This is a genomic window from Novilysobacter erysipheiresistens (assembly GCF_036663935.1).
Lineage (GTDB): Bacteria > Pseudomonadota > Gammaproteobacteria > Xanthomonadales > Xanthomonadaceae > Novilysobacter > Novilysobacter erysipheiresistens.
This window is the reverse complement of the sequence record NZ_JAXGFP010000003.1, coordinates 344,550-362,163: the sequence shown is the minus strand read 5'-3', so window position 1 is coordinate 362,163 and position 17,614 is coordinate 344,550. Positions and strand designations below refer to the sequence as shown.

The following is a 17,614-nucleotide window of genomic DNA, read 5'->3' as shown; positions in this document are numbered from 1 at the left end:
AGCGGCGGCCCAGCGGATGATGCGTCGGCGGCCAGGTGCCGGGTGGCTGCGGCGGGTCGCCCTGGCGCTCGCCGTGGTGGCCCTGGCCGGTTGCGAAACCGCCGAGCTCGCGTTCCCGCGCACGGTCGGCCCGGATCCGGTGCTGCCGCCGCCGGAGGGCGGGCTGGTCCCGACCGTCGACATCGCCCCGGCGATCGGCTGGCCCGACGGCGCCACGCCGACCGCCGCCGAGGGCCTCGCGGTCAACGCATTCGCCGGCGGGCTCGACCACCCGCGCTGGTTGTACGTGCTGCCCAACGGCGACGTCCTGGTGGCCGAGACCAACGCGCCGCCGAAGGAGGACGGCGGCGGGCTCAAGGCGTGGTTCATGAAGCTGGTGATGAAGCACGCCGGCGCCGCGGTACCCAGTGCCGACCGCATCACCCTGTTGCGCGATGGTGACGGCGACGGCGTCGCCGACCATCGCAGCGTGCTGCTCGACGACCTGCACTCGCCGTTCGGGATGGCGCTGGTCGGCGACACCCTGTACATCGCCAATGCCGATGCGCTGGTGTCGGTGCCGTACCGGCCCGGCCAGCTGCGGATCGAGGCGACGCCGACCGTGGTGGCGCCGCTGCCGGGCGGGCCGATCAACCATCACTGGACCAAGAGCCTGCTGGCCAGCCGGGACGGTTCGCGGCTGTACGTCGGAGTCGGCTCCAACAGCAATGTCGGCGAGAGCGGAATGGACGCCGAGGTCGATCGCGCGACGATCCTGCAGGTCGACCCGGCCACCGGGGACGCTCGGGTGTTCGCCTCGGGCCTGCGCAACCCGGTCGGCCTCGACTGGCAGCCCGCGACCGGCGCGTTGTGGGCGGTGGTCAACGAGCGCGACGAACTCGGCAGCGACCTCGTGCCCGACTACCTGACCTCGATCCGCGAGGGCGGCTTCTACGGCTGGCCGTACAGCTACTGGGGCCAGCATGCCGACGCGCGGGTGCAGCCGCCGCGGCCGGATCTGGTCACGAGCGCGATCGCGCCCGATTACGCGCTTGGCAACCACGTCGCCCCACTCGGGCTGGCGTTCTACGACGCCGCGCTGATGCCGCGTTTCAGCGGCGGCGCGCTTATCGGCGAGCACGGCTCGTGGAACCGGCGGCCGCCGAGCGGCTACAAGGTGGTGTTCGTGCCGTTCGACGACGGCATGCCCAGCGGTCCGCCAAGCGACGTGCTGACCGGCTTCGTCGGCGAGGACGGCAACGCCCGCGGCCGCCCGGTCGGGGTCGCGGTCGCCGCCGACGGCGCGCTGCTGGTCGCCGACGACGTCGGCAACGTGGTCTGGCGGGTGGCGCCGGATGCGGGTAGCGCCGCGCGCTGACGCGACGGCTCGTGTTCGGTAGCGGTGCGTTTGTCAGTCGGGTGCCAGGGCGGCGTTCTCGACGTTGCCGGGCAGCGGATCGGCCCAGACGCTGTTCGGATCGCCATCGCGCGCGCGCCGCGCACTGGCCAGTGCCAATGCAACGAAACCGGCCGCCAGCGCGATCGCCATCGCGTCGACCGTGACCAGCACCCAGTGCCCGGCGACGGCCGCCTTCCACAACCACCAGCCACTGGCGATGCCGTGCGCGACCGGAATCGCCAGCGTCACCAGCGCCGCCAGCCACAGCAGCTCGCGCACGCCGCGCGACGGCGGCCGCAGCGCCGCCCACAACGCGCACAGCGCCCATGTGCCGAAGCACGCCCAGCGCTCCGCGGCGACCGAATCCAGCCCCAGCACCGGCGCCAGTTGCGCGGCGACGAAGCTGGCCGAGATCGCCACGCACACGCCGATGCACACGCCGACCGTGGCGCGCGCCATCACCTGCGACGAGCGCCCCTGTTCAAGCGCGCGCCGCTTGCGCCGCGACTCGATCCACAACAGGTTGCCGGAATAGAACAGGAAGGCGCCGGCCAGTCCCAGCAGGAAGTACAGCCACTGCACCACGTGGTTGCCGAACTCGCCGAAGTGCAATGCATAGGTCGCCTGCAGGGTCGCGTGGTTGGCGTCGCGCGCCCCCTGCAGCTGCACCGCGAGCAGTTCACCGGTACCGGCGTCGAACGCGACCGAGCCGAGCGAACCCAGCGCGCGCGAGGTCTCGCCGGTGATCTCGACCACCGCGTTGGCATCGCCGCCGTGCTGCAGTTTCAGGTAGGCCGGCTTGAAATCCTCAATGCCATGCTCGCGCGCCACCGCCACCGAACGCGCGTGCCACTGCGCCAGCGGTTGCATCGCCGCCGGTTCGCCGGACGCGGCGACCACCGGCGCGGTGTCCATCGCCGCCGGCACCGCATCCATCAGCTTGCCGTCGTAGACCAGCGGGTTGAGCAGCGGCATCAGCACGAACGCCAGGCACAGCACCGCACCGGTGACCGCGAACATCACGTGCGCCGGCAGGCTCAGCACGCCGATGACGTTGTGCGCGTCCTGCCAGAAACGCTTGAGGTTGCGCCCCGGCCGCAGCGCGAACAGGTCCCTGGCCAGCCGCGGCAGGTGGATCACCACGCCGGTCACCAGCGCCAGCCCGTACAACAGGCTGACCACGCCCATCAGCCAGGTCCCGACCATCGGGATGCCGAGCGAGTAATGCAGCAGGTTGACCAGCTCGGCCAGGCTCGAAGTCGGCGGGGTCGGACTGCCCTGCAGGGTGTCGAGGGTCCCGAATTGCCACACGCCCCGGGTGTCCAGCCACCACGCCGACGCCTGCGCCGACTCTGCGCCGGGGAAGCCGAGGCCAAGGTGCACACGCGCGCCCTCGTGGCGCGCCAACATCTCGTCGAGCAGGCGCTGGGTATCGTCGAGTGACTCGGGCTCGGCGTCGACCGCGCTCGACTGCCACACCGGCAGTTCATGGTGGAACATCGTGATCGCGCCGGCATAGAACGCGACGAACAGGGCGAAGCCGGCGACCAGCCCGACCCAGCTGTGGACCGCGGTGTAGACCCGCAACGTATCGGCGCGCAGCTTCATCGAATCGTCCTCATGCGACCCATCCGGTCGCCTGCAGCAGCCACAGCGCGGCGAGCGCGAGCAGCGCCAATCCGCCGAGCCAGGCCCACGCACGCAAACCGCTGGCGAAGCGAAAACTGATCGCGGCAATGCCTATCCACAACGGGAACAGCAGCACCATCCCGACCACCAGCGTCGACTGCCACGGCCCCGGCCACAGCCGTCCGAACAAACCCACCAACGCCGCGGCAAGGACGAAGCCCGGCAAAGCGCCGGCGGTGGCGCGGCCCCACATCAGTCGTTCTCCAGCGGCGCGCGCGCCAGTCGCACCTCCCGCGGTCGATGCGCATCCGGCGTCGGCGACGCGTTCGTCCACCACGCCAGGTACGGCAACACGACCAGCGCCAGCATCCACGTCGCCAGCATCGCGCACAGCCCGGCGCCGACACCGAGCAGCGCGATCCACGCGACCAGCGAGACCAGCGCCAACGCGACGCCGGCGATCCGCAAGCCGCCGCGGCGCGCAGTCGGGCGCCACCCGCAGTTCGGTGACGCCAGGTACAGCGCCAGCGCCGACGCCAGTGCGGCGCCGGTCGCGAGCAAGCCCAGTGCGAAGTCCATCAGCCGGCGCTGCCCGTCATCACCAGCGGTAACGCACGGTCGCGGTGACCGTGCGCGGATGGCCGTAGTAGCACCACATCGCGCTGTTGCAGACCGCCACGTATTCCTTGTCCGCCAGGTTGCTGGCGTTGAGCTGCAGGCGCCAGCGGCCGAAGCCGTAGTGCAACGCGGCGTCGAACAGGGTGTACGACGGCGTTTCCCACTCGTTGTAGATGTCGCCGTAGACCGAGCCGACATGGCGCACGCCACCGCCGAAGCCGAGGCCCGACAACGCGCCGTAGGGAATCGTGTAATCGAAGCCGAGCGAGGCCTGCTGCTCGGGCACCAGCGCCACGCGCTTGCCGAGCGCGGCGGCGTCGGTGGTCCGGGTGACCTCGGTGTCCATCCAGGTCGCGGCGCCGTACATGCCCAGGGTCGGGGTCAGGTTCCAGCGGCCTTCCAGCTCGACGCCGCGCACCCGGGTCTCGCCCTGCTGCACCGAGAACAGCACGTGGTCGGGATCGACGCTGAGCGTGTTCTGCTGGCGGATGTCGTACACCGCCAGCGTCGCCAGCCCGCGGCCGCCCGACGGCAGGTACTTGATGCCGGCCTCGACCTGCTCGCCGGTGGTCGGCACGAACGCGTTGCCGTCGAAGTCGACGCCGACGGTTGGCTGGAACGATTCCGACCACGCCACGTACGGCGCGAAGCCCGAATCGAACACGTAGTTGACGCCAAGCCGGCCGGAGAACGCGTCATCCGATTGCCGGCTGCGCGTCACCGGGTCGGCGATCAGGTTGTCGGCGTGCGTGCGCACCTGGTCCTGGCGGCCGGCGATGGTGACCACCCAGCGGTCCCGCCGGATCTGGTCCTGCAGGTAGACGCCGGTCTGCTGCTGCACCTTGTCCTCGTGGAAGGTGTAGTCCGGCACGATCACCTCGGCGCCGTAGACCGGGTCGAACACGTCGATCGGGGCGATGCCGAACGCGAACGCCGACGCGTAGTCGCTCTGCAGCCGGCGATAGTCGACGCCGGCCAGCACGGTGTGCTCCCAAGCGCCGGTAACGAAATCGAAGCTGATGTTGTTGTCGACGCCGAACGACTTTGAGTGCTCCTCCAGCGGAAACAGGTAACGGTTGAGCGTGCGCCCGTCCTCCTGCAGCCCCAGCGTGCCGACGCCGGCGTCATGGTCGACGTCGGTCTCACCATAGCGCAGGTTCTGGCGGAAGGTCAGGCCGTTGGCGAAGGCGTGCTCGAACTCGTAGCCGGCCGACTTGCTGGTGCGCAGGTAGTCGTTCCAGCCCGGTTCGCCGGTGAACACGCTCGGCGAGATCTGGCCGTGCGGGCTCGGCAACAGCGTGCCTTCGGCCGGCAGGAAGCCGCTGCCGTTGGCGGTGTCGGCCTTCTGCCAGCGCGCCAGCAGGGTCAGCGAGGTGGCGTCGCTGGGCTTCCATGCCAACGCCGGGGCGAAGAAGTAGCGGTCGTCCTCGACGAAGTCGACCAGGTTGTCGCTGTTGCGGGCAAGTCCGGTGAGCCGGTACGACCACGTGCCGGCGTCATCCAGCGGACCGCCGAAATCGAACGCGGCCTGGCGCAGGTCGAAGTTGCCGAGTTGCACCTCGATCTCGCGCAGCGGTTCATCGGTCGGCCGCTTGCTGACCAGGTTGACCAGCCCGCCCGGCGGCATCGCGCCGTAGGACACCGACGACGGCCCCTTCAGCACGTCCATGCGTTCAAGCCCGTACGGCTCGATCCGGGTGGCGCCGGTCCAGACGCCGTCGGTCAGCGCGAGCCCGTCCATGTAGCGCGCCGGGCTGAAGCCGCGCACGAGCAGCCAGTCGCTGCGGGTGTCCTGGCCGTAGCCGCCGCCCTGGGTGCCGGCGAGGTACCACATCGCCTCGTCGATGCCGTGCAGGCCGCGGCCGGCGAACTGCTCCGCGCTGACCACCGACACCGATTGCGGCACCTCGGTGATCAGGGTGTCGGTCTTGGTGACGGTCTCGCTGCGCTTGATGATCGTCGCCTGCACCTGGACGGTGTCGAGGGTGGTGGCGTCGGGCGCGGCGGGGTCGGCGTCGACTGAGGCAGGCGTGACGACCTGGGCGGCGGCCGGCAGCCCGGCCAGCAGCGCCAGGGCGAGCAGGCTCGCCCGCGGGAAGGAGGGGCGGGCGACAGCGGAACGGGACATGGGGAACCTTGGGGTGTGAAGCGGGGGTTCGCGCGTCCGTTGCGCCGGCGCCGCCGGCATGGGCCGGTCGCCTCTAAATAGCAATCATTCTCATTCTAGTCGGTGCGCCAACGCGCGGCAATGTGGCAGCGCCAGAAGCCGGGATCGGCAAATGGCGTCTCGCGACAATCAGCTCCGTTACCGGTTCCCGCCTTCCCACCGCATTTGTAGGAGCGGCTTCAGCCGCGACCGAGAATCGTCCGCCCGCGCCGACTCCAGATCGCGGCTGAAGCCGCTCCTACAGGTGCCGGCCCCTCGCGTTAGGATCGGCGTTCCGCTTCCCGGGGAACCACACCATGCGCCAGCTACTCCTGTCCGCCGCCCTTGCCAGCCTGCTGGTGCCGACCGCCGCTGCACAGACACCCGCGGTGGCGTCCACTTCGCCGACAGGCAACGCGACGGCGCAGCGCCCCGAAGTCGCCGCCGCGGCGACCCGCCTGCAGGACGAGGTGGTCGAATTGCGCCGCTGGTTCCACGCCCACCCGGAACTGTCGAACCGCGAGGAACAGACCGCCGCCAAGGTCGCCGAGCACCTGCGCGCGCTCGGCCTGGAACCGCGCACCGGCATTGCCCACCACGGCGTCACCGCGATCATCGACGGCGGCAAGCCCGGGCCGAAGATCGCCCTGCGCGCCGACATGGACGCGCTGCCGGTGACCGAACAGACCGGGCTGCCGTTCGCCTCGACCGTCACCACCAGCTTCAACGGCCAGCAGACCGGGGTCATGCACGCCTGCGGCCACGACGCCCACACCGCGACGCTGCTCGGCGTCGCCGATGCGCTGGTGGCATTGAAGGACGAACTTCCGGGCCAGGTGATGCTGGTGTTCCAGCCGTCCGAGGAAGGCGCGCCGGCCGGCGAGCAAGGTGGCGCGTCGCTGATGCTGGAGGACGGCCTGTTCGCCGAGTTCAAGCCCGAGGCGATGTTCGGCCTGCACGTGTTCTCGTCGCTGCCGGCCGGCACGATCGGCGTGCGCGGCGGCCCGCTGATGGCGGCGTCGGACAAGTTCACGATTACCGTCAACGGCCGCCAGACCCACGGCTCGGCGCCGTGGGGCGGGATCGACCCGATCGTCGCCGCGGCCGACCTGATCGGCACCGCGCAGACCGTGGTCAGTCGCCGCACCAACATCGCCAAGCTGCCGGCGGTGGTCAGCTTCGGCTCGATCGACGGCGGCATCCGCTACAACATCATCCCCGACTCGGTCGAACTGGTCGGCACCATCCGCACCTTCGACGAGGCGATGCGCTCGAAGATCCATGCCGAACTCAAGGCCGTCGCCGAGCACGTCGCCGCCGCGCACGGCGCCACGGTCGAGACCGAGATCCCGGTCGGCACCGGCAACCCGGTCACGGTCAACGATCCGGAGCTGACCGCGAAGATGCTGCCGAGCCTGCAAGCGGTCGCCGGCGTCGAGCACGTGATCGAACCGCCGTTGCAGATGGGCGCGGAGGACTTCGCGTACTACGCCAAGGAAGTGCCGTCGATGTTCTTCTTCGTCGGCGCCACCGCGCCGGGGATCGACCCGGCGACCGCGCCGAGCAACCACTCGCCGAAGTTCATGCTCGACGAGTCGTCGCTCGACCTCGGCCTGCGCGCGCTGTTGCAGGTGTCGCTGGATTACCTGCACGGCGCGCCCTGACGCCGCACGTCTTTTGTAGGGGCGGCTTCAGCCGCGATCTGGAACCGTCCACTCGCGCCGATTCCCGATCGCGGCTGAAGCCGCTCCTACACAGAGCAAGTCGGCCGCATCGCGCTCGGACAGCCTCAGCCCAACTCCCCCGCCGAGTGCGGATCGATCGAATACGGATGCCACTCGGCCAGGTGCCCCGGCTGCGCCCGCACCCGCTGCAACCACTCGCGGAAATGTGGATACGGCTGCAGCGACAGCCCGGCATCCTCGGCGTGGCTCGCATAGGCGAACACCGCGATGTCGGCAATCGTGTACGCCTCGCCGGCGACGAACGCGCGCGTCGACAGCTCCGCATCGAGGATTCCCAGTGCCCTGAGCGCGGCGTCGCGGCGGGCGGCGACCTGCTCCGCGCTGCGCCGCGCGAGCTTGCCGGTCATGGTCCAGTGGCGCAGCGTGCCGATCTGGCTTTCGATCCGCTCCTGCTCGAAGCACAGCCACTGCTGCACCTTCGCCCGCGCGAACGGGTCGTCCGGCAGGTACGCCGTGCCCTCGGCGAGGAAGCCGAGGATCGCGTTGGACTCCGCCAACACACGGCCGTCGTCGAGCGCGATCGCCGGCACCGTGCCGGTGGGGCTGATCGCGCGGTACTCCGGCCGCCGACCCTCGCCCTCGCCCTCGAAGATGCTGATGTGTTGCGTACGATAGGGGCGCTGCAGGTGGGCGAGCAGCTGGCGCACCTTCCAGCCGTTCTGCGAGGGCAGGTAGTCGAACAGGGTCAGCATGACGGGGCCTCGTACCGGGCAGGTCAGTGTCGACGCCACCGTCGCGCGCCGATATCCGCTTCTTGCGCCCATATTTCGGTGCTGTTGTAGGAGCGGCTTCAGCCGCGATCTGGAATCGTTCGCCCGCTCCGGTTCCAGATCGCGGCTGAAGCCGCTCCTACAGGTCCGCGCGACCACATCGTCGCCGCGCGATAATGCACCGATGACCGCCAGCGACCCCCTCTCCACCCTCCCCCTCGGCCGCCACGTCGACTACCCGCGCGAGTACGACCCCGCGCTGCTGTTCCCGATCGCGCGCTCCCTCGGCCGCGGCGAGATCGGCCTGGCCGGCGATGCCCTGCCCTTCACCGGCCACGACCGCTGGCACGCCTACGAGCTGGGCTGGCTCGACCGCCTCGGCAAGCCGCGGGTCGCGACCGCGACCCTGACCGTTCCGGCCGACTCGCCGAACCTGGTCGAGTCCAAGTCGCTCAAGCTCTACCTCAACTCCTTCAACGCCAGCCGGTTCGACAGCGACGCCGAGGTCGGCGGGCGCATCGCCGCCGACCTATCGCGGGTGGCCGGGGCGCCGGTCGCGGTGGCCTTCGGATTGCCGCGTTTCGACACCGACGGCATCCACGCGCCCGCCCCCGCCGAGTCGATCGACGACCTCGCCATCGCGATCGACCACTACGGCCCGCCGCGCGTCGATTTCCTGCGCGCCGACCCCGCCGACATCGTCGAGCAGACCCTGTCCAGCGCGCTGCTCAAGTCCAACTGCCCGGTCACCGGCCAGCCCGACTGGGCGCGCGTGCTCATCACCTACCGCGGCCCCCGGATCGACCGCGAGGGACTGTTGCGCTACCTGGTCTCGTTCCGCGACCACTGCGAGTTCCACGAACAATGCGTCGAACGGATCTTCAGCGACCTGCTCGCGCACGCGCGGCCCGAACGGCTGGCGGTCGAGGCGCGTTACACCCGCCGCGGCGGCCTCGACATCAACCCGGTGCGGGTGCTGGCGGACACCCCGATGCCGCCCGCCGGCCGCGACGAGCGCCAATAACGCCACCGCCGATGAACCTCCCGCCCCGCATTCACATTTGCGCGATCCGGGCTTAACAATTCACCTGTCATGGTGGCACTCGCCCATACCGGCAGGAGGCCCCGAAGCCATGACCACCCCCGAAAAGCGCGCCGATTTCTCCGGCGTCAGCAGCCGCGTCGACACCACGGCCGACAAGGTCGACAAGAAAGCCGATTTCTCCGGTGTCGCCGCCAGCGTCGACACCACTGCGGAAACGACAGGCGACGGCGAACGTACCTACACGGTCGAACGCGGCGACACCCTGTCGCAGATCGCCAAGCAGTTCTACGGCCGCGCTGGCGAGTGGAACACCATCTTCGAGGCCAATCGCGACCAGCTCGACGATCCCGACCTGATCAAGCCCGGCCAGGTTCTCAAGATTCCCGCCGGCGACCGCAGCAGCGATTGATCGCGCCCCGCCAATCCGGCATGCCATCCAAGGAGATCCGCCCATGACTGCCACCAAGCTCCACTACGCCATCGCTGCCGCCCTGCTCGCTTCGCTGGCTTTGGCCGGCTGCAAGAAGGACGCCGAAGACGCCGCCGCGGTGACCCCGCCGGCCGCCACCGAACCTGCGGCGCTGCCGCCGGCCCAGCCGCTACCGCCGGCCGACACCGCGCCGATGGGCACCGAGACCGCGCTCAACGTCAGCTCGGTCACCCTCGGCACCGAAGCCGGCGACGACAAGAAGATCGCCGCGGCGATGACCACGTTCGCGCCGACCGATCCGATCATCGTCTCGGTCGCCACCGACGGCGCCGCCAGCAATGCCGAGATCGCCGCCAAGCTGGTGTACCAGGACGGCCAGACCGCCGGCGAGGAATCCGAGACGGTCACCACCACCGGCGCGGAAACCACCAACATCACCTTCACCAACGCCAACCCGTGGCCGACCGGCGACTACACCGCCGAGGTCTGGATCAACGGCACCCAGGCCGAGACCATGGCGTTCAACGTCCGCTGAGGCCCGCATCTCTCTCCACCGCAGGGTGGACAAGATTGGGCGCGACCTCGGTCGCGCCCTTTTTTTTGCGACTACCATGACGCCCTGCCCCCACCGACCGCCGCCATGACCGCCTCCGCCAAGCCGCCCGCCTACCTCGACGACGACCAGATCGAGCGCCTCGCCGAGCTGCTGGAACAACGCGCGGTGCCGTTCAAGGGCTTCAACCTGGAGGCACTGGACGGCTACCTGACCGCGCTGGCGGTGTCGCCGGACACCGTGCCGATGGTCGAATGGGAGCCGCCGGTGTGGGGCACCCCGCCGCGCTGGGACGACCCCGCCGAGCGCGCCGCGGTCGAGGCATTGCTGCTGGGCCATCACAACATGGCCGGCGCGAGGGTCCGCTTCGGTGGTGACGAGCTGCCCGACCACCTCGCCCCGCTGCTGTGGCTGCCCGAGGACCCCGAGCTTGCGGGTGCCGAAGCCGAGCAGGAGGACGAACTCGACGTCGGCCGCGACTGGGCACTGGGCTTCTTCACCGCGGTCGGCCTGCGCGAGGCCGCGTGGGACCAGTGGCTCGACGACAACGACTGGATCGACGAGGTGTTCGACCTGCTCGACCGCCTCGCCAGCGGCGAAGTGCTCGGCGAGGACCCGTCCGCGCCGGCGACCCCGATCGGCTACCGCGAACGACTGGAGATCATCGCCGGCCTGCCCGACATGCTCGCCGACCTGCACCACCACCGCATCGACGCCCTGACCCCGCGCGAACCGATCCGGCGCGAAGCCACCCCCGACCGCAACGCCCCCTGCCCGTGCGGCAGCGGCAAGAAGTACAAGAAGTGCTGCGGCGCGTAAGCGCCCGCGCCCGACCCCCGGGCCTTTGTAGGAGCGGCTTCAGCCGCGATCGTGGAATCGGCCCAAGCGTCCAGGCATCCGATCGCGGCTGAAGCCGCTCCTACAACAACCGCGTCCCCAGCGGCACTTCACGATCCGGAACGCATAACGCCACATCCCCGTTCGCATCGTGGAAGCCGGTCACCAGGCACTCCGACATCAGCGGCCCGATCTGCTTGCGCGGAAAGTTCACCACCGCCACCACCAGCCGCCCGACCAGTTCCTCCGGCGTGTAATGCGCGGTGATCTGCGCGCTCGACTTGCGCACCCCGACCTCCGCGCCGAAGTCCACCTGCAGCACATACGCCGGCTTGCGCGCCGCCACGAACACCTCCGCGCCGACAACACGCCCGACCCGCAGCTCGACCTTGAGGAAGTCGTCGAAGCCGATGGTCTGCATCGCAGTGGTTTCGTCACTCATATTTCCGTCTCCCGTGCCATCGCCCGATCGCCTCAACGCGGCAGCAACCCGACCGCACGGATTCCCACCCACACCGCCGCGATGCCGAGCACCACGCTCGACCCCGCGTACAGCGCCGCGATCCAGAAGTCGCCGCGGCGGACCAGCTGCGTCGCCTCCAGCCCGAACGCGGAAAACGTGGTGAACCCGCCCAGCACCCCGGTGAACAGCAACAGCCGCGTGCCCGGCCCGAACACCTCGTAGCGCGCCGCCACGCCCGCGAGCAGCCCCATCACCAGGCAGCCGAGCACGTTGACCGCGAACGTGCCGTACGGGAACCGCTGCTGCGCCGCCAGCTGCAGCACCAGCCCGCCGAGCTTGTAGCGCGCGATGGAACCGATGAAACCGCCGACACCGACGAGCAGGAGGTCCTTCATTCGGAGTGCCTCAGTCCCATGTCGTGGCCCCGCGATCGAAGCCGTCCCGGTACGGACTGCCGACGCAGAACCGGTGTCCGCTCGGCGCCTGCATCACCACCCATCGCTCCTTGCGCGACACCACGGTCGCACCCAATCGCTGCAGGCGCACGACCTCCGACTCGATCGAATCCGTCTCGATGTCGAGATGCGCCCGCGCTTCGTGGGTGACCCGCTGGATGATGACCTGCACGTCGCCGGGCGGCGTCACCAGCTTGATGAACCTGCCGTCCGCCTCCGGATCCGCCGGCAACGGACAGCCCAGCGCGGCGCTCCAGAACCGCGCCTGCTCCAGCAAGTCGTCGGTCGGACAATCGATGACGATGTTTCCAAGCCTGCTCTTGTGCATGCGCCGGTACTCCCTTCAGCGGCCGATCAGTCCCCGCGCCAGCGGGCAAAGGACTCGCGGACGCGGCGGATCAGCAGCGACAGCAGCAACGTGAGGGCGATGATCGCGAACACCACGGCCGCGCCGAACTGCAGGTCATGGCTGCAGTCCACGCCCGCAGGCACCACCGGCAAGAGGCACGCCTCGAAGTCCGCCGCCATCAACCGCGTCCACCACCAGAACGATCCGACCGCCAGCAGGCCGGACACGATGGACAGCCAGATCACTACCTTGCTGTATCTCGACATGGCTCAGTTTCCCTGCGATTCGGTTAGCTGCATGGTCATGAACACGCTGTTGGGGTCTGCCTTGTAGCTGCCAAATGGCGGGCAGGGAACGAACCCGAATGATGCATACAAGCGCCGCGCGGCGTCGAAGAACGCCATCGAACCGGTCTCCAGACTCAGTCTCGAACAGCCGCGGGCGGCCGCCTCTTGAACGAGATGCCGCAACATCCTCGACGCCACGCCTTGCCGCAGATGGGACGTGGCGGTGCGCATGGATTTGACCTCGGCATGCGACGCGGTCAACTGCTTGAGCGCGCCGAATCCAGCCAGCATCTGGCCGTCCCAGATGCTCCAGAAAGTGACATCGGCACTGCGGAAGCCGCTCAGGTCGAGCGCATGGCGGCTTTCGGTCGGCGCGGTGGGCGCCAGCGATGCAAGATGCTCACGCAGCAGCGCGAGAACTTCGGGGTTTTCCAGATCGGCTACACGAATGTCCAAGAACGTTCCTTTGACGCCATCGAGTTGAGCCGACCGCATAACGGGCTCGGCTTGAAGAGGATTCCGGCAGGTTCCGGAAGTACTACCACCGCGCTTTGGGCGAGTGTACGTTCGTAGAAGGCGCAATCAGCGACCAGATGCGCAGGCCAGGTGTTCGATCAAAGGGAACCGACGGCGACAACGCCAAGGCACGCCAGCCCGATCAGGAACGAGGCGACGCGCTGCCACGTCCTCGCGGCTCTATTCGTGGCCATGACGTAGGCGGAAGCAGGAACAAGCGCTACAAGAGCCACCAGCGCTGCAACAAGCGTCCACGTGGCGATCTGCCAGGTGAGCAGGTCCCCGGGAAACGAGACGAGGAAAGCAATGGCAATCGCAGCAACGCCGATTGAGACCAGGATGAGCGAGCTGGTGGAGGTGAATTTTCGCACTGTTGTCATTTGGAGCTAACGCCAGGAGTAAGCCGAGCGTGTTCGGCTGAGTGAATGGTCAGCCCTCCGATCCGACGAGTTGCTCGTACCACTGCCGATACGGCGTGTTGTTGACCAGATGGCGACTAAAGTCCTTGGCGCCATCATGCCACCAGACCGGGCCGCGCTCCCCCAGTTGTATCTTCGCGGCGTTGACGGATCTGCGCGCCGCTGCCAGCGCGTCCGGGGCATCGGCCGCCTTTGCGGCTTTGACTTGGCGCCGCGCCGCCATCAGTGCGCTGACGAGTGCCTCGCGCTCCTCCGGCGGGAGATGCGGGTTCGCCACCCGCCACAGGCGACCGCGAACCACCATGTATCGACCGTCAGGTGTTTGCGGATACTTCACGTGGCCCCTGACACCTGAATTAAGGGTGAGGCGATACGGCTTCGGCTCGAATGAGTTTCAGGACTGTAGCCGTCCGCCGGACCAAGCCATGTTCATGTATTTTTTCCCGTCTTCCAGTTCACCCAACATCTGATTGAGCCGTCTCTGACGAGTAGCCTCCAGCTTGGCACGGGATATCCATCCAAGATAGTCATTCTGCTGATACGGCGGGCGCGCCTTGTAGGCGCCCATGAGGCCATGCTTATCGAGGGCCTCTCGAACGAACGGGGGCATCGGGTTCTTTGGGCGCTTGAGGGTCGATTTTCTGACAGCTGTCATTGATCCATCCATGCAAACCTAACGCCTGGGTTAAGCCGACTTGCGTAAGCGTAGCCGGCAATGTGGCAAGCTTCCTGCCACGTTGTCGGAGTAGCGAAGCAAGTTGGGCGTTAATGAATAGTTAGCGTGCGCTGCGAAGCCTGATCGAGCGGGCACATACAAAGAACCAGGCGATAAAAATTACACTCAACAGGAAAATGTAGAAGTACGCCGTCCAAAATGAAACGGGATGTACGACTACCGAGATCCAGCCCTCATCCTCATAAAATGATCGCGGACACTGCCGTGCCTTGCGCAGGCATTTGATCTGTCCGGTAAGGATTACCTGATAGGAAACGTAAAAAGTTAGGCTGGAGTAAAATGCAGCTTGCACGAGTCCAAACCAAGCTCCCAAACTACTTTGCGGCCGCAACTTGACTTTGGGCCAAAAGAATTGACACAGCCAGCCCGTCGCGAGTGTAAGCGCAAAAATAAGACCTATGCCCACAGAGTCGGGGCTATAAGTTCCGACGCGCTGCCACATCGAGAACATTTCGTCCAAGGAGTTCTGAGTTGGATCCATGCGCTAACGCCTGAGTCAAGCCGATTTGCATAGCGGAGCCGACAACATTTCAAGCCTTTTCCGCCATGTTGGTGGAGCGAAGCAAGTTTGGCTTGAACGAATTGTTAGGCGCCTCCGTTGCAGCACCCGATGAAACTCGATCCAAATTTCCGATGATATTCGGATAATCGCCGCTGTGGATAAAGCGGTCAACCCCGCACTTCGCAGGCGCTCCAGCCCAAATGATTTAGGCGGCGAGCCCGCGCCTTTCGCAACTATGGAGCGGTAGATTTCATTATGGCGAATGCGGCAATAACCCCGCCGCCCGATTGATGGACGGCAGCGCATCTACACATCTCTCTCCTGATGGCGGGGAACGGCAGCCGCGGCGAGGAGTTCAGTCGACCGGCGCAGCCTCGTTATAGCTTCATCGCATTTCACCATGCGCCCGCGTACCCGTTCCCGGCTTTGCTCACCTTGACCGCAGCGGCGACAATTACCGGCTACCTGTTCGCCAACGAGCCGCCCCCATGTCAGATACCCAGCCCCAGTCCCCGGTGATCATCTACACCCTCACCGACGAAGCCCCGTTCCTGGCCACGCAGTCGCTGCTGCCGATCGTGGAGGCGTTCGTCGAGAGCGCCGGGGTGGCGGTGGAGACGCGCGACATCTCGCTGGCTGGTCGGATCCTGGCGCAGTTCCCGGACGTGCTGCCGGCCGACAAGCAGGTCGGCGACCACCTCGCCGAACTCGGCGCGCTGGCGACCACGCCGGAGGCCAACATCATCAAGTTGCCCAACATCAGCGCGTCGGTGCCGCAGCTCAAGGCCGCGATCAAGGAGCTGCAGGCGCAGGGCTACCCGCTGCCGGATTACGTCGACGAGCCGAAGACCGACGCCGAGCGCGACGCCAAGGCGCGCTACAACCGGGTCAAGGGCAGCGCGGTCAATCCGGTGCTGCGCGAGGGCAACTCGGACCGCCGTGCACCGCTGTCGGTCAAGAACTACGCGCGCAAGCATCCGCACCGGATGGGCGCGTGGTCGGCGGACTCGCAGTCGCACGTGGCGCACATGGATGGCGGGGATTTCTACGGCAGCGAGCAGTCGCTGACGGTGGACCACGCGACCGACGTGCGCATCGAGCTGGTCGGCGTTGACGGCGTGACCACGGTGCTGAAGGACAAGACCGCGCTGACCGACGGCGAAGTAATCGACGCGGCGGTGCTGGACACCCGCGCGTTGGCGCAGTTCTTCGATGCGCAGATCGACGACGCCAAGGCGCGCGGCGTGCTGTTCTCGCTGCACCTGAAGGCGACGATGATGAAGGTGTCCGACCCGATCATCTTCGGCGTCGCGGTCAACCGCTTCTATGCGCCGGTGCTGGCGAAGTACGACACCGAGCTGATGGCCGCCGGGCTCGACACCAGCCACGGCATCGGCGACCTGTACGCGAGGCTGCCGTCGCTGCCGGCGGAGCTGCAGTCGAACATCAAGGCCGACATCGACGCGCTGTACGCGCAGCGCCCGGCGCTGGCGATGGTCAATTCCGACAAGGGCATCACCAACCTGCACGTGCCGTCCGACGTCATCGTCGACGCGTCGATGCCGGCGATGATCCGCGACAGCGGCAAGATGTGGAACCCGGCTGGCGAGTTGCAGGACGCCAAGGCGGTGATCCCGGACCGCAGCTACGCGGGCATCTACCAAGCGGTGATCGAGGACTGCAAGGCGCACGGCGCGTTCGAACCGGCGACCATGGGCAGCGTGCCCAATGTCGGCCTGATGGCGCAGAAGGCCGAGGAGTACGGCAGCCACGACAAGACCTTCCGCGCGCCGCGCGACGGCACCATCCAGGTGGTCGACACCGCCGGCAAGGTGCTGCTGCAGCACGCGGTGCGGGCCGGCGACATCTGGCGCATGTGCCAGACCCGCGACCTGCCGGTGCAGGACTGGGTCAAGCTGGCGGTCAGCCGCGCGCGCATCAGCGGCACGCCAGCGGTGTTCTGGCTCGATCCGCAGCGCGCGCACGACGCGCAGCTGATCGCCAAGGTCGAAACCTACCTGAAGGACCACGACACCAGCGGGCTCGACATCCGGATCCTGCCGCCGGTCGAGGCGATGCAGCTGTCGCTCGATCGCATCCGCCGCGGCGAGGACACCATCTCGGTCACCGGCAACGTGCTGCGCGACTACCTGACCGACCTGTTCCCGATCATGGAGCTGGGCACCTCGGCCAAGATGCTGTCGGTGGTGCCGCTGATGGCCGGCGGCGGGCTGTTCGAGACCGGCGCCGGCGGCAGCGCGCCCAAGCACGTGCAGCAGTTCGAGGCCGAGGATTACCTGCGCTGGGATTCGCTCGGCGAGTTCCTGGCGCTGGCGGCGTCGCTGGACCATGTCGCCGAGACCACCGGCAACGCCAAGGCCAAGGTGCTGGCCGCGGCGCTGGACGTGGCCAATGGCGCGTTCCTCGACAACAACAAGTCGCCGTCGCGCAAGGTCGGAGGGATCGACAACCGCGGCAGCCATTTCTACCTGGCGATGTACTGGGCGCAGGCGCTGGCGGCGCAGGACGAGGATGCGGAGCTGAAGGCGAAGTTCGCGCCGCTGGCGAAGGCGTTGACCGAGAACGAGGACAAGATCGTCGGTGAGTTGATCGCGGCGCAGGGCAAGTCGGTGGAGTTGGGCGGGTATTACCACCCGGACCTGGCGAAGGTGAGCGCGGCGATGCGGCCGAGTGCGACGTTCAATGCGGCGTTGGCGGAGGTGTAAGTCGTCGGGCGGGCGCGGGGTCGGGTTGGGGCCCGCGTCTGCTTTGGTGTAGGAGCGACGTGAGTCGCGA

20 protein-coding genes are annotated in these 17,614 nt (G+C 67.9%); 7 read left to right on the top strand and 13 right to left on the bottom strand.

Features of this window, described 5'->3' with window-relative positions; genetic code table 11:
* Positions 1-19: 19 nt before the first annotated feature.
* The gene (locus SNE34_RS07705; protein ID WP_332616281.1) at positions 20-1,357 is read left to right on the top strand and encodes a PQQ-dependent sugar dehydrogenase; all 1,338 of its coding nucleotides are present in this window, start codon (positions 20-22) and stop codon (positions 1,355-1,357) included.
* A gap of 33 nt (positions 1,358-1,390) precedes the next feature.
* Here SNE34_RS07705 and SNE34_RS07700 read toward each other — a convergent pair whose 3' ends face one another.
* The 4 genes from SNE34_RS07700 to SNE34_RS07685 are packed head-to-tail and all read right to left on the bottom strand — an operon-like array spanning position 1,391 to position 5,753.
* A complete protein-coding gene (locus tag SNE34_RS07700; protein ID WP_332616279.1) occupies positions 1,391-2,986 on the bottom strand; it encodes a PepSY-associated TM helix domain-containing protein in 1,596 nt (531 codons plus the stop codon).
* A 10-nt stretch (positions 2,987-2,996) separates the two neighbouring features.
* Complete coding sequence (locus SNE34_RS07695) at positions 2,997-3,260, bottom strand: hypothetical protein (protein ID WP_332616277.1); 264 nt, start codon at positions 3,258-3,260, stop codon at positions 2,997-2,999.
* Positions 3,260-3,586, bottom strand: a complete 327-nt coding sequence (locus SNE34_RS07690; protein WP_332616275.1) for a hypothetical protein — start codon at positions 3,584-3,586, stop codon at positions 3,260-3,262. The genes SNE34_RS07695 and SNE34_RS07690 overlap by 1 nt, the downstream gene beginning before the upstream one ends.
* A gap of 19 nt (positions 3,587-3,605) precedes the next feature.
* Entirely contained in the window at positions 3,606-5,753 is a 2,148-nt protein-coding gene (locus SNE34_RS07685) for a TonB-dependent siderophore receptor (RefSeq protein WP_332616273.1), read from the bottom strand.
* A 335-nt stretch (positions 5,754-6,088) separates the two neighbouring features.
* Between SNE34_RS07685 and SNE34_RS07680 the strand changes: the two genes are divergently transcribed.
* Positions 6,089-7,435, top strand: a complete 1,347-nt coding sequence (locus SNE34_RS07680) for an amidohydrolase (protein ID WP_332616270.1) — start codon at positions 6,089-6,091, stop codon at positions 7,433-7,435.
* Positions 7,436-7,560: 125 nt separating this feature from the next.
* Here SNE34_RS07680 and SNE34_RS07675 read toward each other — a convergent pair whose 3' ends face one another.
* Positions 7,561-8,208: a glutathione S-transferase family protein gene (locus tag SNE34_RS07675; RefSeq protein ID WP_332616268.1), complete on the bottom strand. Its 648-nt coding sequence runs from the start codon at positions 8,206-8,208 to the stop codon at positions 7,561-7,563.
* Between the two features lie 202 nt (positions 8,209-8,410).
* Between SNE34_RS07675 and queF the strand changes: the two genes are divergently transcribed.
* The 4 genes from queF (at position 8,411) to SNE34_RS07655 (ending at position 11,073) form a co-directional block, all read left to right on the top strand.
* A complete protein-coding gene (gene queF / locus SNE34_RS07670; protein WP_332616267.1) occupies positions 8,411-9,250 on the top strand; it encodes an NADPH-dependent 7-cyano-7-deazaguanine reductase QueF in 840 nt (279 codons plus the stop codon).
* 109 nt (positions 9,251-9,359) lie between these two features.
* The gene (locus tag SNE34_RS07665; RefSeq protein ID WP_332616265.1) at positions 9,360-9,680 is read left to right on the top strand and encodes a LysM peptidoglycan-binding domain-containing protein; all 321 of its coding nucleotides are present in this window, start codon (positions 9,360-9,362) and stop codon (positions 9,678-9,680) included.
* Between the two features lie 43 nt (positions 9,681-9,723).
* Positions 9,724-10,236 (top strand): hypothetical protein, encoded by a 513-nt coding sequence (locus SNE34_RS07660; protein WP_332616264.1) that lies wholly within the window; start codon positions 9,724-9,726, stop codon positions 10,234-10,236.
* Between the two features lie 105 nt (positions 10,237-10,341).
* Complete coding sequence (locus SNE34_RS07655) at positions 10,342-11,073, top strand: UPF0149 family protein (RefSeq protein WP_332616262.1); 732 nt, start codon at positions 10,342-10,344, stop codon at positions 11,071-11,073.
* 100 nt (positions 11,074-11,173) lie between these two features.
* Here SNE34_RS07655 and SNE34_RS07650 read toward each other — a convergent pair whose 3' ends face one another.
* The 8 genes from SNE34_RS07650 to SNE34_RS07615 all read right to left on the bottom strand — a co-directional run bounded on the left by SNE34_RS07650 (position 11,174) and on the right by SNE34_RS07615 (position 14,190).
* Positions 11,174-11,512, bottom strand: coding sequence for a tRNA-binding protein (locus SNE34_RS07650; protein ID WP_332616261.1), 339 nt, complete (start codon positions 11,510-11,512; stop codon positions 11,174-11,176).
* Between the two features lie 53 nt (positions 11,513-11,565).
* A complete protein-coding gene (crcB, locus tag SNE34_RS07645; RefSeq protein ID WP_332616259.1) occupies positions 11,566-11,949 on the bottom strand; it encodes a fluoride efflux transporter CrcB in 384 nt (127 codons plus the stop codon).
* Positions 11,950-11,959: 10 nt separating this feature from the next.
* Positions 11,960-12,337, bottom strand: coding sequence for a VOC family protein (locus SNE34_RS07640; RefSeq protein WP_332616257.1), 378 nt, complete (start codon positions 12,335-12,337; stop codon positions 11,960-11,962).
* 26 nt (positions 12,338-12,363) lie between these two features.
* Positions 12,364-12,624, bottom strand: a complete 261-nt coding sequence (locus SNE34_RS07635; RefSeq protein WP_332616255.1) for a hypothetical protein — start codon at positions 12,622-12,624, stop codon at positions 12,364-12,366.
* A 3-nt stretch (positions 12,625-12,627) separates the two neighbouring features.
* Complete coding sequence (locus SNE34_RS07630; RefSeq protein WP_332616253.1) at positions 12,628-13,101, bottom strand: GNAT family N-acetyltransferase; 474 nt, start codon at positions 13,099-13,101, stop codon at positions 12,628-12,630.
* Between the two features lie 158 nt (positions 13,102-13,259).
* Positions 13,260-13,532, bottom strand: a complete 273-nt coding sequence (locus tag SNE34_RS07625; protein ID WP_332616251.1) for a hypothetical protein — start codon at positions 13,530-13,532, stop codon at positions 13,260-13,262.
* A gap of 58 nt (positions 13,533-13,590) precedes the next feature.
* Positions 13,591-13,884, bottom strand: a complete 294-nt coding sequence (locus SNE34_RS07620) for a hypothetical protein (RefSeq protein ID WP_332616521.1) — start codon at positions 13,882-13,884, stop codon at positions 13,591-13,593.
* A 90-nt stretch (positions 13,885-13,974) separates the two neighbouring features.
* Positions 13,975-14,190, bottom strand: coding sequence for a YdeI/OmpD-associated family protein (locus SNE34_RS07615; RefSeq protein WP_332616520.1), 216 nt, complete (start codon positions 14,188-14,190; stop codon positions 13,975-13,977).
* 1,116 nt (positions 14,191-15,306) lie between these two features.
* Here SNE34_RS07615 and SNE34_RS07610 point away from each other — a divergent pair.
* Complete coding sequence (locus SNE34_RS07610; RefSeq protein WP_332616249.1) at positions 15,307-17,544, top strand: NADP-dependent isocitrate dehydrogenase; 2,238 nt, start codon at positions 15,307-15,309, stop codon at positions 17,542-17,544.
* The last annotated feature ends 70 nt before the right edge of the window (positions 17,545-17,614 follow it).

Coding starts and splice junctions, on each gene's coding strand:
- SNE34_RS07705 (WP_332616281.1), top strand. CDS start 20: ATGCGTCGGCGGCCAGGTGCCGGGTGGCTGCGGCGGGTCGCCCTGGCG.
- SNE34_RS07700 (WP_332616279.1), bottom strand. CDS start 2,986: ATGAAGCTGCGCGCCGATACGTTGCGGGTCTACACCGCGGTCCACAGC.
- SNE34_RS07695 (WP_332616277.1), bottom strand. CDS start 3,260: ATGTGGGGCCGCGCCACCGCCGGCGCTTTGCCGGGCTTCGTCCTTGCC.
- SNE34_RS07690 (WP_332616275.1), bottom strand. CDS start 3,586: ATGGACTTCGCACTGGGCTTGCTCGCGACCGGCGCCGCACTGGCGTCG.
- SNE34_RS07685 (WP_332616273.1), bottom strand. CDS start 5,753: ATGTCCCGTTCCGCTGTCGCCCGCCCCTCCTTCCCGCGGGCGAGCCTG.
- SNE34_RS07680 (WP_332616270.1), top strand. CDS start 6,089: ATGCGCCAGCTACTCCTGTCCGCCGCCCTTGCCAGCCTGCTGGTGCCG.
- SNE34_RS07675 (WP_332616268.1), bottom strand. CDS start 8,208: ATGCTGACCCTGTTCGACTACCTGCCCTCGCAGAACGGCTGGAAGGTG.
- queF (WP_332616267.1), top strand. CDS start 8,411: ATGACCGCCAGCGACCCCCTCTCCACCCTCCCCCTCGGCCGCCACGTC.
- SNE34_RS07665 (WP_332616265.1), top strand. CDS start 9,360: ATGACCACCCCCGAAAAGCGCGCCGATTTCTCCGGCGTCAGCAGCCGC.
- SNE34_RS07660 (WP_332616264.1), top strand. CDS start 9,724: ATGACTGCCACCAAGCTCCACTACGCCATCGCTGCCGCCCTGCTCGCT.
- SNE34_RS07655 (WP_332616262.1), top strand. CDS start 10,342: ATGACCGCCTCCGCCAAGCCGCCCGCCTACCTCGACGACGACCAGATC.
- SNE34_RS07650 (WP_332616261.1), bottom strand. CDS start 11,512: ATGCAGACCATCGGCTTCGACGACTTCCTCAAGGTCGAGCTGCGGGTC.
- crcB (WP_332616259.1), bottom strand. CDS start 11,949: ATGAAGGACCTCCTGCTCGTCGGTGTCGGCGGTTTCATCGGTTCCATC.
- SNE34_RS07640 (WP_332616257.1), bottom strand. CDS start 12,337: ATGCACAAGAGCAGGCTTGGAAACATCGTCATCGATTGTCCGACCGAC.
- SNE34_RS07635 (WP_332616255.1), bottom strand. CDS start 12,624: ATGTCGAGATACAGCAAGGTAGTGATCTGGCTGTCCATCGTGTCCGGC.
- SNE34_RS07620 (WP_332616521.1), bottom strand. CDS start 13,884: ATGGTGGTTCGCGGTCGCCTGTGGCGGGTGGCGAACCCGCATCTCCCG.
- SNE34_RS07615 (WP_332616520.1), bottom strand. CDS start 14,190: ATGCCCCCGTTCGTTCGAGAGGCCCTCGATAAGCATGGCCTCATGGGC.
- SNE34_RS07610 (WP_332616249.1), top strand. CDS start 15,307: ATGTCAGATACCCAGCCCCAGTCCCCGGTGATCATCTACACCCTCACC.